Here is a 17045-nt window from a genome sequence, read left to right as displayed (position 1 = left end):
TTTTTTGTACTTTAGAAGAAAAGCAGCAACTTACACAGTTGCTGCTTTCTCTTCTTCTTGTTCTTGTTCCATCTTACGAATTTCAACACGTTTAATTTGGTAAGCGTCTTTTTCTAACACTTTAAATTCATAACCTTCTGCCTCAACGTGTTGTCCTTCTTCGATTTCATGATTTTGCATCATAATCCATCCACCGATTGTATCCACATCATCTTCTTCGATGTGTAATCCAAATAAATCTTTCACTTCTGAGATAAGCACTTTTCCATCAACAATGATATGTTGCTCGTTCACATGTTGAATTGGTGGTGCTTCATCTTCATCATATTCGTCACGAATTTCGCCGACGATTTCCTCCAAGATATCTTCAAGCGTTACAATTCCGGCTGTTCCTCCGTACTCATCATATAAAACAGCCATCGGAATTCGCTTCTTCTGCATTTGAAGTAATAAATCGTGAATTGGAGTCGTTTCCATCACTTCAATAATCGGACGCATATACGAGCGAATAGATGATAAATCTTTTTGATCCTCGGTCATATATCGAATAAAGAAATCTTTTACGTTGACCATACCGATAATATCATCTTTATCCTCTCCAAAAATTGGATAACGTGTGTATCTCTCATTTTGGATCACTTTCATGTGTTCTTCTACTGAATCTTCCAGGTAGAAACCAACGATTTCTGTTCGCGGTACCATAATCTCTTTTGCAATACGATTATCAAATTCAAAAATGTTATTTACATACTTGTATTCGGCTTGATTAATTTCGCCACTTTCATAGCTATCTGAAAGAATAAGGCGTAATTCTTCTTCGGTATGAGCTACTTCATGTTCAGAAGCCGGTTTTAAACCGAATAAACCAGTTATCACACGAGCTGAACCATTCAATACCCAAATAAATGGATACATTACTTTATAGAACATCATTAGTGGAGCTGCAAATAATAATGTTACTTTTTCAGCCTTTTGAATTGCCATCGTTTTCGGAGCCAATTCCCCTACTACAACGTGTAAATACGTCATTAACATAAAAGCAAGACCAAATGTTAATACTGATGAAATAGAAGGATTTAAGTTCCATTTCTCAAATAATGGGTGTAATAACTTTTCAATTGTCGGTTCACCTAACCAACCTAATCCCATAGCTGTCACTGTAATACCTAATTGACAAGCAGATAAATATTCATCTAAATTTGTTGTTACCTTTTTCGCTGCTAAAGCACCGCGTTTTCCTTCTGCAACAAGCTGATCAATACGACTTGAACGTACTTTTACAATCGCAAACTCAGCTGCTACGAAAAATCCAGTAAATGCGATTAAAATCGCAACCATGACTAAATTAAATATTTCCAATGAATCCCCTTAGTTAAAAAACTAAGGTGTCCACCTCCTGTATACTATAATGTTTTCTTATTTGTTTCTTAGAAAACATAGCCCTATACAAAAATTAAAGAGGTCAGATTTCACTTTTTCTATAATAATAGAACAAGTGTCTGTATTAAAGCTGTCGTTTGACCAGATAAAGATTTCGATATTTTTTCACGTTGTGAATCAGTCAATCCATCTAAAAGCGGCTTTAACTCTGTTAACTCTGCTTCTAATCGATGAATATGGTCTGTCACTTCATTCACTTGTTTCGAAACGTGTTCATTGATACCGAGCAGCTTCTTCTTCTCCTCGATTTTCTCTTTAATCTCACAAAGCGGCATATGCATTTCTTTGCACTTCTCAATAAATTGTAATGTCTCAAATGCTGTTTCGTCGTAATAGCGATAATTAGATTGAGATCGCTCCGCTTTTAAGATACCTAGATTCGTATAATAATCAATCGTTCGTTTCGACACGTGAGCCATGAGAGCCAACTGTCCGATTCGATACACCTTCCCAACGATCTTCCCCCCTTGTTTATATTACTTACATGATACAATACATAAACTGTACAGTCAAACGTGACGGTTTATTATTCACAATTTATACCAAATTCCAAGCTCCACCCTACTATTATCCAATACAAATCACTCATACAATAAAATTACTAAACTATTACCTAATCACTACATTGTCTGTACCTTTTAACCTTTCTTATTTAAAAGCATATTCTACTAATAATGATTGCTTGTATAGGAGGAAATTAACATGAAAAAGACAATCATTTCTCATTTTTATAATGAAGAATACCTACTCCCATGGTGGCTTATGCATCACACGAAAATATTCGATCACGGCATTTTAATTAATAGAGGGTCTACAGATCGTTCCGTAGAGATTTGTAAACTATTAGCACCCCACTGGGAAGTACGAAATTCCAGATTTCTTGAGTTTGATCCAACTAATACTGATATTGAAGTGATGGAAATTGAAAGAGAAGTTTCAGGTTGGAAAATCGTTTTAAATACTACTGAATTCTTTTGTTGTAATAATACTGAAGATTTTTTTTCATCTCTTCATACACTAGGCCAAAACATGTATGCGATTAGAATGATTTTAATGATAGATAATCACAATTATAATTATTCAAAGCCTAGATATTCTATCCCCTTAGTAGAACAGCGATACCACGGTGTCTTCCCTTACAACCCACAACTCGGATGTGCTTGGAGATTTATTCACAATCATCTAGATGGTGCATATTTACCTGGTAGACATCACTCGCGGCACGGATATATAATTTATGACTATCCTTCATTTATTTTAAAATTTTATTTTAGCCCTTGGAATGAACAGTCAAAGGCAAGAAAATTACAAATTACACCTACCCTTTCAAAAAGGGGTGTTCAAATGGGGCTTCAAACACATTACGGTCAATCTCCTGAAGTACTGGACATACGTTTTTTAGAGCTTAGTAACCTAACACAAGACCTCCGTCATAACCCTGAATACCAAGAATTATTCCCAAAATTCAAACCGTAATATTTTCTGCATCGTCATCGCCTCAAACATTTTCATTCGCTTAATCAAAAACAATCTCATTTGCATAAAACATGAATACTGTATAAATAATAAATTTTTATTTTAGGAGGAAAAAATGAAAGCTGTTATTCTTGCTGGTGGGTACGGTACAAGAATTGGGGAAGAAACACATTTAAAACCGAAACCTATGATTGAAATTGGAACAAAACCCATTCTATGGCACATTATGAGTTTGTATAGTCATTACGGGATTACTGAGTTTATTATTTGCTTAGGCTATAAAGGATATGCAATTAAAGAGTTCTTTCTAAATTACAACTTACACATGTCTGATTTCACAATACAGTTAAACGATAATACAATTACTAGCCATTCTCATCGTGTAGAACCGTGGAAAGTTACACTAATCGATACTGGTGTAAATACCGAAACGGGTGGCCGAGTGAAAAAGATTCAAAATTATGTCGGAGACGAACCTTTCTGCCTCACTTATGGTGATGGATTAAGTAATGTAAATATAAAAGAACTTATTACATTCCATAAAAAACATGGAAAAATGGCTACTGTTACTGCCGTACAACCTCCTGGTAGATTTGGTTCTCTCATATTAGATAAACAGTCTGTAACATCTTTTCAAGAAAAGCCATTAGGTGATGGCGGATGGGTTAACGGTGGATTTTTCGTTTTAAATCCTGAAGTTTTCAATTACATTAGTGGAGATAAGTCTGTTTTTGAAACAGACACTTTAGTTCAGTTAGTAAACAAAAACGAATTGGCCGCATATCAACATTCTGGTTTTTGGCATCCAATGGATACATTGCGTGATAAAAATAAATTAGTCGAGCTATGGGAAAGTAATAACGCTCCATGGAAGGTTTGGTAATATGGCTTCATCATCTTTTTGGAATAAGAAAAAAGTATTTATTACGGGACATACTGGATTTAAAGGCTCCTGGCTCACCCTTTTCTTAAGTTCTTTAGGGGCAGAAATAGTGGGCTTTTCTTCTCATCCCCCATCCATTCCTAATCTTTTTGAACAAGGTAACGTAGCAAAAGAGTGTATGACAATTCATGGCGATATTACTGATTACGACTCTTTATTCCACGCCCTAAAACAACATAATCCCGACATAATATTTCATTTAGCAGCTCAGCCAATCGTCACCACTTCATACAAAAATCCTATCGATACATTCAAAACGAATGTTTTAGGTACTGTCCACGTGCTAGAAGCAGCAAAGTCCATCGAAAGCGTACGTGCCATTATTAATGTGACAAGCGATAAATGTTATGAGAATGACGGTAGTGGCGACCGAGCGTTCGTGGAAAATGACCGACTAGGAGGTTTCGACCCTTATAGCGCTAGCAAAGCTTGCGCTGAAATAGTGGCAACATCCTATCAAAAATCATTCTTCCGCACTAATACCCAGAAACTCGCCTCAGTCAGAGCTGGTAACGTCATCGGCGGTGGTGATTGGGCAGAAGATCGATTATTCCCTGATATCATTCGGGCATATTTGCACAATCATACTTTGTGTATTCGAAACAAATATGCCGTCCGTCCGTGGCAACATGTTTTAGATCCTCTACATGGCTATATCCTTCTAGCTGAGAAACTTTGGAATGATGCTAAATATGCAGAAGCATGGAATTTCGGACCGATTAATGAACCTAGCAGAACCGTAAATGATGTCATTCAATCCGTAACGAAATTATGGAATAAACGACTCACCATCCATTCTCCCTCTACGAAAACTCCTTATGAATCACCAATTTTAACACTCAACAGTACAAAAGCAGTAAACAAACTCGGCTGGACCCCTAAGTTATCAACAGATGATTCTATTGCTTGGACTGTTGATTGGTACAAAAAATATGCATCCGGTGAAAATATAGAATCTTTCACGCGACAACAAATCGATGCATTCAAAAATTTATAAGGGGACTATAAAATGGAACAGAAAAAATGCCGTTTTTGCCACTCATTACTAACCAACACTTTTTTAGATTTGGGCGTTTCTCCTCTTGCTAATTCATTTGTAGCTCCTGAAAATTCATATAAAATGGAACCATTTTATCCGCTGCACACATTTGTTTGTCACTCTTGTTTACTCGTACAGCTAGATGAATTTGAATCTCCGCACAATATTTTTCATGACTACTTATACTTCAGCTCTTACTCCTCAAGCTGGCTGCTACACGCTAAACAATATGTAGAAATGGCGATTAAGCGTTTCAACTTAACGAAACATTCAAAAGTGATTGAAATCGCAAGTAACGATGGGTACTTATTACAATACTTTAAAAAAGAAAATATCGAGACATTGGGAATTGAACCCGCGAAAAACGTAGCAGAAATTGCTATCAAAAAAGGAATTCCTACTCATGTGAATTTTTTCAGTAATGACTTAGCAAAAAAATTGCCACAAGCTGATTTAATCGTCGCAAATAACGTATTAGCACACGTTCCGAACTTGCATGATTTTGTCGCTGGTTTAAAAACACTATTAAAACGTGATGGCACGATAACAATTGAATTCCCACACTTATTAAACCTCATATCCTTTAAACAGTTCGATACTATCTACCATGAGCACTTTTCCTACTTCTCACTTATAAGCCTTCAAAAAGTTTTAAGTTATCATCATTTACAAATTGTTGATGTAGAAGAACTTTCAACGCATGGTGGTTCCTTACGGATTTTTGTAAACCATCTAAGTGCCCAATCAACTATCCATTCCAATGTTACAAAATTAATTCAAAAAGAAGTCGACCACGGGTTAGATACTTTAGATTGCTATCTCCTTTTTTCTAAACGCATCGAACAATTGAAAATAAATATTTTAAAGTTTTTTATTGAAGCGAAAGCTTTAAACAAACAAATTATCGGTTACGGTGCTCCAGCTAAAGGAAACACCCTTTTGAATTATTGCGGGATAGGTAAAGAATTTCTAGCTTATACAGTAGATAAAAATCCTCACAAACAAAATCTCCTTTTACCAGGAACTCGTATTCCAATAAAATCTCCAGCAGAAATTAAACGTACAAAACCAGATTACATTCTTATACTTCCTTGGAATTTGAAAGACGAAATTATGAAAGAATGCTCTTTCATTCGTGAATGGGGCGGTAAATTTTTAGTGACGGTTCCAGAAATTGAGGTGATCGAGCCATGAAGAAAGTTGTTGTAACAGGTGGTAGTGGCTGGATAGGTAAATATGTTGTACATTCACTTATACAAAAGGGATACGAAGTGCACGCCATGTATAATAAAAATAACCCCTCTCACCTCCCTTGCCATTGGCATAAAGTAAACTTGCTTCGCGATGACGAAGTAAAACAATTCATTTACGACGTTCAGCCTAGCCATCTCATTCACCTTGCTTGGGAAGCAGTGCCACCAGCATGCTATGTATCTATTAATAATTACTATTGGCTAAAGTCTAGTATTTCATTGATTCAACACTTTACAACATGCGGTGGAAAGCGTGTTGTCGTTGCAGGTACTGGCGCAGAGTACGAATGGTTTAACGGCGTATTATTTGAAGATTCACCGCTCCTTTCCTATAAAACCCCGTATTCTTTATGTAAAAATGCACTGCACTCCTGGCTAGAAACGTATGCACAACAAACAGGCCTCAGCATGTGTTGGGGCCGCATTTTTCATATGTATGGACCTCACGAACAAGGTAATCGGCTCGTTTCTAACATTATCACTTCCTTATTAAAAAACGAGGAAGCACTATGTACACATGGAAAACAATCGAGAGATTTCCTCCATGTGAGTGACGTCGCTGACGCTCTCGTAACAATATTAGAACACAGCGTTACAGGCACCATCAATATCGCTTCTGGTCAATCTGTACAAATTAAAGAGTTAGCTTCTATCATTGCTAAAAAGATAGGAAAAGAACATTTAATTAAACTAGGTGCAATCCCTTTCTCTAAAGATGAACCTTTATTTGTCGGGGTTAATGTAGAACGTTTAAAAACTGAAGTAAACTGGAAACCAACATACGATCTAAATACAGGAATTGAAGAAACAATTTTATGGTGGAAATCATTTATACAAAAACATAACGATATGCATCATTAAAACGTAAATCCTTCGTTCCTCTCGCTAATTCCTTATACCATCCTTCTAATCTTTCCGGCGTAACAATATGATGCGTCCCCATTCCCCCATGCTTACTAGCTTCAGAAAGAGTCGGACCAATTTGTAACTTTCTCTTTCTCATCGCATCGTTCCACGGACTAAACCCAAACCATAATATACAGGCAAGAGGTGGATAAATCATCGATTCATGCGCAGATAAATGTCTTCCAACCGTATAACTTCCATGCTCATGATTATGAATAAATCTACCTCTTCTCCATAACGGCCAATCTTCTGGTAAATAACCATGAAACCGCTGTTTCATTAAAGGTATTCCAAAGTTAAGGTCCGGATAGTTGTAGTTAGGATCATCAACCATAATAAGCCCGTCCAGCCAATACATCCTCCCCCCCAATTCATTTAGCGATTTCCAAAACTGATTTTTATCTTGCACGCAAAGAAACTCAGTCGTATTTAAAATCATTTTCCATCCTTGTACTTCTTGTTCTATCCTCATCACTTCATGATCTGTCGCATATGCATCAAACTCTGGATTTACAGAATCTCGCACCTCCCAATGCGGTGCGAATTTTTTACAAATCTCAACCGAACGATCCTTAGAACCTTTATTAATTAAAATGCCATGATCAAACAGTTTCGTATGATGTATAAGCCACCACGGCAATAAATACTCTTCGTTATAAAAATGAGAAATAACAGTTGTAGTTATAACAATCTCCTCCTCTTTCTCTATTAATCTACTGTTTCATCCTACTCTTAATATACTTATCTGCTATGTCATTGGTTTCTCTTATTTTAAAAATATGTTTTTCTACCATATACTACACTTTCTTAGACAGCCACTATTTCCTAAAGAAACATCCCAATAAACTGAAAATTAAGTTATAATATCATTATAAAATATGAAGGAGGAATGCACCCATGTACTACAACACTTCATTCGAAAACGATCAACCTGTAGGCCGTCTATAAACTAAGGCGGGCTTGTAACACATACACTATGCCTCGTCTTAGGGAACTCATATTACCCTAAAAATAGACGGAGGTACTTCAAATGAAACAAACAATTTTAGGAGCTATATGCTTATCACTAGCAGCAAGTATATGGGGCGGTATGTATGTTGTTAGCAAATACGTACTCGATTTTATCCCACCACTAACACTCGTTTGGCTACGCTTTATTATCGCTTTTGTTGTTTTGTATGGCATTTTAAAACTAGCTGAGAAAAAGCAAAAGAAAAAAGTAACCATTCGCAAAAAAGATTGGCTCCTATTCGCTTGGATTGGATTTATCGGATATTTTATTTCAATCACATGTCAATTTATCGGAACAAAATTATCCGACGCTCATACAGGCTCATTAGTAACATCAGCTACACCTGCATTTATGGCTATATTTGCAGCGCTCATTTTGAAAGAAAAACTAACCGCTCGTAGACTTTTATCTACTATCATAGCGACAATCGGTGTCATTATCGTAATCGGGTGGGATATTGAAATTGGCTCCTATTTTATCGGAACAATCATTTTAGTTGGAGCCGCTATTACGTGGGCTTTACTATCTATTTATGTAAAAATCGCTTCAATCCAATTTTCATCCTTAGTTATTACAACGTATGCCATATTCTTTTCACTCTTTTTTATTACACCTTTTATGATAGGGGAACTACAAACATCCTCTATCGGAACAGTAAATACGTACGTCATATTAGGCGTATTATACTTAGGAATCGTCTCAACAGCAGGTGCCTTTTTCCTTTGGAATAAAGGATTAGACTTAATGGATGCAAGCATCGGTTCCTTATTTTTCTTCTTCCAACCTATCGTTGGATCATTACTTGGTTGGCTCTTATTAAATGAGACATTAAATAGTAACTTTTTCATTGGTGGTATGCTCATTATATGTAGCGTTTTCATTACTACTTTTGAAAAGAAATAACAAAACAGGCAGAGATTCTTAGTCTCTGCCTGTTCGCATAATTGGATCTTGGTCGTGAAAACCAATACAAATCGGTATATTACTTTGCACTTCACTACGTACACTTATAAAACTACACAGCGTTTTAGCAATTAAATATAAAGTTATACTGATTGCTTTTTCACTTGTATCAAAGCCATTTTCATTATACATATCTGCTAATTCTACAGCCCCCGGCCCCTCAATATTATATGTCCATTCAGATGCCCAATCGTCATCCTCTTCTTCCATTGGAAAATACTCCTCACAAATATAAAACTGACTATCCCATTCGTTATCAAGGTCATACTCAAAATAAATCACTTTTGCTTCTTCGTTAGTAGCCATTTCTACAGCTGCATCCAAACCTACTCGAATACTTTCCTTATATGACTCTAAATCAATTGCTTTAATTCGTTCTGCATATTCTGTAGATGCCAACATGCAACAAATATCATAATACTTCGCTTCTATTTGCTCTACTGCTAACGAAAAGACATCCTCTTGCATCTCTTCTAAATACTGAAATATATCCACACTAAACACTCCTCACTCTTTACGCACTCCAATGCGATGGACGGGACAACAATTTCGGCAATTTCGTATGCTTATCCCCTTTCGCCGCATTAATTTGAACTTGCGTAAGAAAAATACAATTTGTAAAGTCTGCTCCGCGAATATCTGCATCTCGTAAATCTGCTCCAATGAGATCTGCCCCTCGTAAGTCTGCTCCATTTAAGTTTGCCGCAATTAAGTAAGCTCCTCTTAAATTTGCACCTTGTAAATCTTTCTTTTTCAGATTCGCTCCCATAAGGTCTGCTCCGCGGTGAATGATTCGTTTCTTACGCGCAGTATTCATTTCCTTCCATACTAATTCGCTCGTTTCTAAAAGAAGAATGTTCACCTCTGCCCTATGCATTGGAACATTTATTTTCATTAACTCACCTGGATTTAAATTCGAAAGTCGCTCTGTCTCCTCAATTGCGGTCTCCAGCTCTTTATGAATTGGCTGTGTTGCCTTTAAAAGAATCGCTTCATTCAAATACCAAAGCATTTCATGAAGTTGATGCATAACCGGAAAAGCATCGTACATTTTTCTTGCATGCTTTGCATCTTTCCTCCAATCAATCCCTTTAAACGTACCCTGAGAAATCTTCTGCCCAGCACCGAAACACTCAAATACTGTACAACCTTTATAACCTTTTCCTCTAAGATTTTTATGTATACTACATTTAAAATCTGATTGTAAGTTGGAACATGGTTTACCACCATCTTTATTCACTGCAAAATCTACCGATGCTGCGAACGGTAATGCAACGCAACATAGACCGAAGCATTTTTCGCAGTTTGCTTTTAAATGATCATTATGATTAGTCAAAATCTATACCCCCTGTTGTCTTTTGACTATTTCATAATATTCCAACTGTAATAAATAATCAATTTTAAAATAAACCGGCATCTTTCGTTTCAATTCATAACTTTATCATTCGATTTCCTTTCAATTGAAAAGGACTATTTCTATTCATTGAATTATAATTAAATTATAAATTTTCTAACTAAAAGGAGACTTATTATGGCACTAGAAATGAAAACAAACTGTCAAATTTGTGATCAATCGCTCGAACAAGATTCTGAAGCATACATTTGTGTATATGAATGTACATTTTGCGCACCATGTACAGAAGAAAGACAAAACGTTTGTCCAAACTGCGGCGGCGAATTAGTACGTAGGCCGAAAAAGAAACAATAAAAAGCAAAGCGATATCGCTTTGCTTTTTATTGTTTTCTGAGTATATGAAATTATATCGAACACAACTTAAACATTTAAAAACTTCACACAAACAGGCTCTGGCACAGCAACATCAGATTGTAAAAGTGTTAACTTTCCTGTAGATTCATCTCTTGAAAATAGCACAAGATTATGTGACTTTTCATTTGTAGCAACAAGAAACTTTTCAGTAGGATCTAATACAAAATCCCTCGGCCAATTTCCTTCTGTAGATGTATGTTCCACAAATGCAAGCTCACCTGAGTTTTGATCCACACTGAAAACAGCAATACTATTATGACCACGATTACCTGCATATACAAAGCGGCCTTCAGAAGAAATATGGATAGCACTGCCTTGACTATTTTCATCAAATTGTTCTGGAAGAGTAGAAATATACTGTAATTCTGTAAAGGAGCCTTCTTCCGAGTTATATGTTAACGCAATAACCTCTGAACTAAGCTCCGTCATTACATAAGCGTATTTTCCATTTGGATGAAAAGCAATGTGTCTTGGTCCACTTCCCGGATTCACAGACAGGCTATTCACTTCTATTAATGTACTATCTTTTATTTCATACGTAATTAATTTATCTATCCCTAAATCAACACCTATCACATATTTTTCATCAGGAGTGTACCCCGCGTAATGTGCGTGTGGTTTTTCTTGTCTTTCTTTATTCGGACCTGAACCTTCATGCGCCATAATAGATGCAGCAGGATTTACAGTTCCATTTTCTTCATTTATTTCAAAAGACTCAATCGTTCCTTTATGGTAATTTGCTGTAACTACTGTATGATTTCCACTATCAACACTAATATGACAAGGAGAAGCCCCTTCTACTACTTGTCTATTTTTCGCTTTTAGTTCTCCAGTATGACTATCAATGGAATAAGCAGCTACACCGCCAGATTCGCCTTCCTTAACAACGGAATAGAGATATTCATTATTTCGGTTAATCGTTACATATGTAGGGTTATCCAACTTAGCGGCAAGTGTTACATTACCAATTTTTTTTGCTTCCGTGTCTAAAATAAACTTATATATTCCTTCACTATTTTCTTTCGTGTATGTTCCAACATATCCGATAAACTCTTTGTTATCCTTCATTTTCATAACCCTCTCTCCCTATATTTTTCATTCATCATACTTCTTAAAATATTTTATGTTGAAAGAGTATCCTAAAAAATCGGAGTACCTCTTTATACGTTACCATATTTTCTTGGTAAATAGCTTTTAAACCCACTTTTTTTGATACGCTGCTATACTTTCATATTCTTCTTCCAATTGACGGGACAAACGGATATAGATTGGCGTTAAATCTTTATATTTTTCCACACTTTCCATGTTTGGCTCATGATGAAAATCTGCACCTACCATTTCAGAAACTACATGTAACGTATCTACTTCACCTAAACTATATAAACCGAGGATGGCAGCTCCTAAGCAAGAGCTTTCGAAACTTTCAGGAACATATACGTCTTGATGGAAAATATCCGCCATCATCTGTCTCCAAAGTTCCGACCTTGCAAAACCGCCTGTCGCTTGAATTTTTTTCGGTTCGCCAATGAGTTCTTTTAAAGCGAGAAGAACTGTATATAAGTTATAAATTACTCCTTCTAAAACAGCACGTATCAGATGTTCTTTCTTATGATGCAATCCGAGTCCAAAGAAAGATCCTCGCGCATTTGCATTCCATAAAGGAGCTCTTTCCCCCGCTAAATACGGGTGAAATAATAAACCGTCAGATCCCGGATTCACTTTTGCTGCTATTTCAGTAAGCACCTCATATGGATCTTTTCCTAAGCGCTTTGCAAGTTCAATCTCTGAAGTGCCCAATTGGTCACGAGCCCACCTGAAAATCATACCGCCGTTATTAACTGGTCCACCGATTACCCAATGGTCTTCAGTTAATGCATAACAAAAAATTCTACCTTTTGGATCTGTTACAGGACGATTTGTTACAGCACGTATCGCACCGCTTGTACCAATTGTAACAGCCACAACGCCAGGATCTATTGCATTTACACCTAAATTAGATAGTACTCCATCACTCGCTCCTACTACAAAAGGCGTAGAAACAAGTACATTCATCTCTTTGGCAAACTCTTCATCTAATCCTGTTAAACTGTGCGTTGTTGGAACAAGCTTTGAAAGCTTTTCATCTGTAATTCCTGCTACATGTAAAGCCTCTTCATCCCACTTTAAAGATTTTAAATTGAACATTCCTGTCGCTGATGCTATAGAATAATCAACTACATACTCTTTATATAACTTGTAAAAAACATATTCTTTAATAGAAATGAATTTATAACTTTTTGCGAATAACTCTGCCTGCTCATTCTGTAGCCAAACTAATTTCGAAAGTGGTGACATCGGATGAATTGGTGTCCCAGTACGAAGGTAAATTTCATGACCATTCATATCATTCTTTATTTTCTCTGCCCAGTTTGCACTTCTATTATCTGCCCAAGTGATACATCTCGTTAACGGCTTTCCCTTTTCATCTACAGCAATGATACTATGCATTGCCGAACTAAAAGAGACACAAAGAATATCATTCGGCTGTACACTACTTATTCGTACAGTTTCTTTAATCGTATTTATTACTGCATGAAAGATTTCTTCTGGGTCTTGTTCTGCTGTTTCAGGTGTAGGAGAATATAAAGGATATTCAATTCCATGACTAGCCATAACAGATCCATCAGTAGAAAATAGAACTGATTTTGTACTAGTTGTCCCAATATCTACACCAATCATATATTTTGAGCTCACCATCTCTTCCTCCTAACAAAAAATTGCTACAGTATCCCACCATAAAAATACATTCCTTTTATCTATTGATAACGTTGTATGCCACAATTATCTAAATAGAAACATCTTTATCTTAAACAAACATATCGAGTAGTAAAACGCCTCCAAAAGCGATAAATGAAAGTAACGTTTCTAATACTGTCCATGTTTTAAATGTTTCTTTCACTGTTAAGCCTAGGTATTCTTTTACCATCCAGAACCCAGCATCGTTTACGTGAGAAAACATTAACGCTCCTGCACCTGTTGCAATAACGAGTAACTCTAAGTTCACACCTGTCGTATTTTCAACGATTGGCGAAACGATACCCGCTGCTGTTGTTAAAGCGACTGTCGCTGAACCTGTCGCAATTCGAATTAACCCAGCTACTATAAATGCTAATACAATTGGAGATAGAGCTAAATGCTCAGACATTTGAGCAATAGCATTCCCTACCCCACTATCGATGAGAATTTGCTTAAATCCCCCGCCGGCACCAATAATCGCAACAATTGAACCGATTGGTAATAAGCTATCTTCTGTTATCTTCTTAATAGCTTTTTTATCGATACCTTGACGAAATCCAAGAAAATAGAACGCCGCAAAACATGCAATCAATAGTGCAATTATAGGACTACCGATTAATGTGACAATCTTCATCAAAGTATTAGAAAGAGGCACATAAGGAGCTGCTGCAGCTAAAACCATTAACATAACAGGTAACAATATAACTAAAAATGAAACTCCTATTCCTGGTAATTTCGTTGATTTTGTATTTACACGAATCAATTCTGGCTCATTTTCAGGAATTACACGTTTGTGAATCCACTTAGCGAATATAGGACCTGCAATAATCGCTGCAAAAAATGTAATAATGAGTGAATACATTAGTACCTTTCCAAGATTCGCTTTATAAATACCAATTGCAACTATGGCCCCTGGATGCGGAGGAACAAGACCGTGTACGACAGATAGCCCAGCAATTGCTGGTAATGCTATCAATAAAATATTTTGTTTCGTTGTTTTATGAATTGAAATTACTAACGGCAGTAATATTAAAATGCCTACTTCAAAAAACACCGGGATTCCAATAATAAAACCTGCAATTAACATAGCCCATGGTAAGTTTTTTATCCCAAAGGATTTAATAAAGAACTCTGCCACTTGCATTCCAGCACCTGACTCTGCCATCATTTTCCCTAAAATTGTACCCAATACTAAAATACCTACTAAATGCCCGAGAACACTTCCGACTCCCATTTCATAAGCACTCACTATTTTATCCATTGGCATTCCAGACATAATTGCTAAAAACAAACTTGCAATCGTTAAACTAATAAACGCATGCCATCTCCACCACGATACCCCTAAAATAACAATTACAATTGATAATAATGTAATAATTAAAAGGTACATATTCATACGCAATTTCACCCCTTTATGTAAACCCTTTCAAAATTACTATACAATTAAGAGCACCTATATAGTTCTTTCATGAGTAAGAATTTATATATCGATATACAAATCATCTTCACAAAATAATAATTTATACAAAAAGAATCTCCCTTATCAGAGATACATGTTAACTACTCTCTCTGATAAGGGGATTTCTCTTTCATAATTATAATGTTATTTTATACATGCTTCATACGAGCATATTTTCCTTCTTCAAAAGTGAATGACACTTTCTTCTCTTGCTGTTTTCACGTAGTAAGACTACAAACTCAGGATCCAGTTTAAACGATGAAGTTACTTAAGATTTGTCCTCTCATGAAAAACAATTTTCGGAAAGCACCTTCGCTTTCATACATTATAATTTAGGCGCTTTCGCCCAATCAGCAGCAAATTTCTCAATACCTTGGTCTGTTAATGGGTGCATAGCAAGTTGTTCAATTACTTTATAAGGAATTGTTGCAATGTGAGCACCTGCCATCGCTACACGAGTTACATGATCTGGATGTCTAACAGAAGCCGCAATAATTTGTGTATCTAGTTGATGAACATCGAATAATTCAGCAATTTTAGCAACTAATAATACGCCATCTTCAGAAATATCATCTAAGCGTCCTAAAAATGGAGAAACGTACGTTGCACCTGCTCGAGCAGCTAAAAGTGCTTGGTTCACTGTGAAAATAAGTGTAACATTCGTTTTCACACCTTTTTCAGTAAGGTAGCGACAAGCTTCTAATCCAGCTAACGTCATCGGAAGTTTAACTGTAACTTTTTCATCGCCACCGTTAATTTTAATCAGTTCTTCTGCTTGGGCGATCATCTCTTCAGCTGTAACAGCATCTGGCGTTACTTCTGCCGAAACAGATTCAACTTTAGGAACTGCCTGACAAATTTCTGCAATACGGTCTTCAAATTTAATGCCCTCTTTTGCTACTAAAGAAGGATTCGTTGTAACACCAGCTAAAACTCCAAGTTTATATGCTTTTTTTATATCCTCAAGATTTGCAGTATCAATAAAAAATTTCATGATTAATTCCCTCCAGTTTTTAAACGTTGATGAGTTACATGTTTAATATGCTTATCCCGTAAAAGCCCGATTGGTGTGGAATGAAGCCCCTACTTATTAAAGTTTCACTTTATTTCTTTTCTACTGCATGTCCGCCAAATTCATTGCGCAGAGCTGCTACAACTTTTCCTGTAAATGTATCATTGTCTAATGAGCGGTAGCGCATTAATAGAGACATTGCGATAACAGGAGTTGCTGTTTGAAGGTCTAATGCTGTTTCTACTGTCCATTTTCCTTCACCAGAAGAATGCATAACACCCTTAATCTCATCCAGTTTTGCATCTTTAGAAAATGCATTTTCTGTTAATTCCATTAACCAAGAACGAATGACTGAACCGTTGTTCCATACTCTTGATACTTTTTCATAATCGTAGTCAAATTCACTTTTCTCTAGAATCTCAAATCCTTCACCAATAGCAGCCATCATACCGTATTCAATTCCGTTATGAACCATTTTTAAGAAGTGACCACTACCAGCTTTTCCAGCATATAAGAATCCATTTTCTACAGCAGTATCGCGGAAGATAGGTTCAACGATGTCCCAAGCTTCTTGATCTCCTCCGATCATGTAACAAGCACCATTACGAGCTCCTTCCATTCCACCAGAAGTTCCTGCATCCATAAAGTGAATGCCATCTTTCTTTAATTGCTCATATCGGCGGATAGACTCTTTATAATGTGAATTACCAGCTTCAATTAAAATATCTCCTTTTGATAAAAGTGGTGTAACCTCATCAATAACAGAATCAACAACAGCGTGTGGTACCATTACCCAAAGAATTCTTGGTGATTGTAATGACTGAACAAGTTCACTTAAACTAGATGTACCTGTTGCCCCGTACTCTTTCATTTCTTCTACTGCGCTCGTATTTAAATCAAATGCTACTACTTCATGTTTATGATCCATTAAATTTTTCCCTAAATTTAATCCCATTTTACCTAACCCAATTAATCCTACTTGCATAATATAATTCCTCC

17 protein-coding genes are annotated in these 17045 nt (G+C 36.3%); 7 read left to right on the top strand and 10 right to left on the bottom strand.

The features are described from left to right. Positions 1–30 precede the first annotated feature (30 nt). Both AC0OM3_RS08975 and AC0OM3_RS08970 read right to left on the bottom strand, forming a co-directional pair. Complete coding sequence (locus AC0OM3_RS08975; RefSeq protein ID WP_000402275.1) at positions 31–1359, bottom strand: hemolysin family protein; 1329 nt, start codon at positions 1357–1359, stop codon at positions 31–33. Positions 1360–1478: 119 nt separating this feature from the next. Beyond that, complete coding sequence (locus AC0OM3_RS08970) at positions 1479–1886, bottom strand: MerR family transcriptional regulator (RefSeq protein ID WP_000285638.1); 408 nt, start codon at positions 1884–1886, stop codon at positions 1479–1481. Positions 1887–2142: 256 nt separating this feature from the next. Here AC0OM3_RS08970 and AC0OM3_RS08965 point away from each other — a divergent pair, with 256 nt between their 5' ends. The 5 genes from AC0OM3_RS08965 to AC0OM3_RS08945 all read left to right on the top strand — a co-directional run bounded on the left by AC0OM3_RS08965 (position 2143) and on the right by AC0OM3_RS08945 (position 7012). Continuing rightward, positions 2143–2916 carry a glycosyltransferase family 2 protein gene (locus AC0OM3_RS08965; protein ID WP_000750968.1) on the top strand — a complete coding sequence of 258 codons (774 nt, stop codon included), beginning with the start codon at positions 2143–2145 and terminating at the stop codon, positions 2914–2916. Between the two features lie 115 nt (positions 2917–3031). Then, the gene (gene rfbF / locus AC0OM3_RS08960) at positions 3032–3799 is read left to right on the top strand and encodes a glucose-1-phosphate cytidylyltransferase (RefSeq protein WP_000648807.1); all 768 of its coding nucleotides are present in this window, start codon (positions 3032–3034) and stop codon (positions 3797–3799) included. Between the two features lies 1 nt (position 3800). Continuing rightward, a complete protein-coding gene (gene rfbG, locus AC0OM3_RS08955; protein WP_474211485.1) occupies positions 3801–4856 on the top strand; it encodes a CDP-glucose 4,6-dehydratase in 1056 nt (351 codons plus the stop codon). Between the two features lie 12 nt (positions 4857–4868). Next, positions 4869–6092: a class I SAM-dependent methyltransferase gene (locus tag AC0OM3_RS08950; protein ID WP_000435767.1), complete on the top strand. Its 1224-nt coding sequence runs from the start codon at positions 4869–4871 to the stop codon at positions 6090–6092. Then, positions 6089–7012 carry an NAD-dependent epimerase/dehydratase family protein gene (locus tag AC0OM3_RS08945; RefSeq protein WP_000758366.1) on the top strand — a complete coding sequence of 308 codons (924 nt, stop codon included), beginning with the start codon at positions 6089–6091 and terminating at the stop codon, positions 7010–7012. The genes AC0OM3_RS08950 and AC0OM3_RS08945 overlap by 4 nt, the downstream gene beginning before the upstream one ends. Here the strand turns inward: AC0OM3_RS08945 and AC0OM3_RS08940 are convergent. Continuing rightward, on the bottom strand, positions 6981–7766 hold the full coding sequence (locus AC0OM3_RS08940; protein WP_071732485.1) for a glycosyltransferase family 2 protein: 786 nt from the start codon (positions 7764–7766) through the stop codon (positions 6981–6983). The genes AC0OM3_RS08945 and AC0OM3_RS08940 overlap by 32 nt on opposite strands. A 321-nt stretch (positions 7767–8087) precedes the next feature. On the opposite strand from AC0OM3_RS08940, the gene AC0OM3_RS08935 reads away from it, so the two are divergent. After that, positions 8088–8972 carry a DMT family transporter gene (locus AC0OM3_RS08935; protein ID WP_000814728.1) on the top strand — a complete coding sequence of 295 codons (885 nt, stop codon included), beginning with the start codon at positions 8088–8090 and terminating at the stop codon, positions 8970–8972. Between the two features lie 18 nt (positions 8973–8990). Here the strand turns inward: AC0OM3_RS08935 and AC0OM3_RS08930 are convergent, their stop codons facing one another. Further along, positions 8991–9527 (bottom strand): hypothetical protein, encoded by a 537-nt coding sequence (locus AC0OM3_RS08930; protein WP_474211481.1) that lies wholly within the window; start codon positions 9525–9527, stop codon positions 8991–8993. Between the two features lie 19 nt (positions 9528–9546). Then, the gene (locus tag AC0OM3_RS08925; RefSeq protein ID WP_000181433.1) at positions 9547–10368 is read right to left on the bottom strand and encodes a pentapeptide repeat-containing protein; all 822 of its coding nucleotides are present in this window, start codon (positions 10366–10368) and stop codon (positions 9547–9549) included. Between the two features lie 195 nt (positions 10369–10563). Here AC0OM3_RS08925 and AC0OM3_RS08920 point away from each other — a divergent pair, with 195 nt between their 5' ends. Continuing rightward, complete coding sequence (locus AC0OM3_RS08920; RefSeq protein ID WP_001162791.1) at positions 10564–10740, top strand: DUF1272 domain-containing protein; 177 nt, start codon at positions 10564–10566, stop codon at positions 10738–10740. Between the two features lie 66 nt (positions 10741–10806). Here the strand turns inward: AC0OM3_RS08920 and AC0OM3_RS08915 are convergent, their stop codons facing one another. The 5 genes from AC0OM3_RS08915 to gnd form a co-directional block, all read right to left on the bottom strand. Then, complete coding sequence (locus tag AC0OM3_RS08915) at positions 10807–11874, bottom strand: lactonase family protein (protein WP_000782213.1); 1068 nt, start codon at positions 11872–11874, stop codon at positions 10807–10809. Between the two features lie 120 nt (positions 11875–11994). Continuing rightward, the gene (gntK, locus tag AC0OM3_RS08910) at positions 11995–13536 is read right to left on the bottom strand and encodes a gluconokinase (protein WP_474211478.1); all 1542 of its coding nucleotides are present in this window, start codon (positions 13534–13536) and stop codon (positions 11995–11997) included. A gap of 109 nt (positions 13537–13645) precedes the next feature. Beyond that, positions 13646–14971, bottom strand: coding sequence for a gluconate permease GntP (gene gntP / locus AC0OM3_RS08905; protein WP_001057596.1), 1326 nt, complete (start codon positions 14969–14971; stop codon positions 13646–13648). Between the two features lie 388 nt (positions 14972–15359). Further along, positions 15360–16028, bottom strand: coding sequence for a fructose-6-phosphate aldolase (fsa, locus tag AC0OM3_RS08900; protein WP_000667679.1), 669 nt, complete (start codon positions 16026–16028; stop codon positions 15360–15362). A gap of 109 nt (positions 16029–16137) precedes the next feature. Then, positions 16138–17031 carry a phosphogluconate dehydrogenase (NAD(+)-dependent, decarboxylating) gene (gene gnd, locus AC0OM3_RS08895; protein WP_001195925.1) on the bottom strand — a complete coding sequence of 298 codons (894 nt, stop codon included), beginning with the start codon at positions 17029–17031 and terminating at the stop codon, positions 16138–16140. Between the last annotated feature and the right edge of the window lie 14 nt (positions 17032–17045).

Source organism: Bacillus sp. FAU20, assembly GCF_056033865.1.
Note: the sequence above shows the minus strand (reverse complement) of the source record. Positions and strands in the feature narration are given on the sequence as shown.

Excerpts from the sequence above, each read along its gene's own strand:
- gnd (WP_001195925.1), bottom strand. The coding sequence starts at position 17,031 with ATGCAAGTAGGATTAATTGGGTTAGGTAAAATGGGATTAAATTTAGGG.
- AC0OM3_RS08915 (WP_000782213.1), bottom strand. The coding sequence starts at position 11,874 with ATGAAAATGAAGGATAACAAAGAGTTTATCGGATATGTTGGAACATAC.
- AC0OM3_RS08920 (WP_001162791.1), top strand. The coding sequence starts at position 10,564 with ATGGCACTAGAAATGAAAACAAACTGTCAAATTTGTGATCAATCGCTC.
- rfbG (WP_474211485.1), top strand. The coding sequence starts at position 3,801 with ATGGCTTCATCATCTTTTTGGAATAAGAAAAAAGTATTTATTACGGGA.
- AC0OM3_RS08950 (WP_000435767.1), top strand. The coding sequence starts at position 4,869 with ATGGAACAGAAAAAATGCCGTTTTTGCCACTCATTACTAACCAACACT.
- AC0OM3_RS08965 (WP_000750968.1), top strand. The coding sequence starts at position 2,143 with ATGAAAAAGACAATCATTTCTCATTTTTATAATGAAGAATACCTACTC.
- AC0OM3_RS08935 (WP_000814728.1), top strand. The coding sequence starts at position 8,088 with ATGAAACAAACAATTTTAGGAGCTATATGCTTATCACTAGCAGCAAGT.
- fsa (WP_000667679.1), bottom strand. The coding sequence starts at position 16,028 with ATGAAATTTTTTATTGATACTGCAAATCTTGAGGATATAAAAAAAGCA.
- gntP (WP_001057596.1), bottom strand. The coding sequence starts at position 14,971 with ATGAATATGTACCTTTTAATTATTACATTATTATCAATTGTAATTGTT.
- AC0OM3_RS08945 (WP_000758366.1), top strand. The coding sequence starts at position 6,089 with ATGAAGAAAGTTGTTGTAACAGGTGGTAGTGGCTGGATAGGTAAATAT.
- gntK (WP_474211478.1), bottom strand. The coding sequence starts at position 13,536 with ATGGTGAGCTCAAAATATATGATTGGTGTAGATATTGGGACAACTAGT.
- rfbF (WP_000648807.1), top strand. The coding sequence starts at position 3,032 with ATGAAAGCTGTTATTCTTGCTGGTGGGTACGGTACAAGAATTGGGGAA.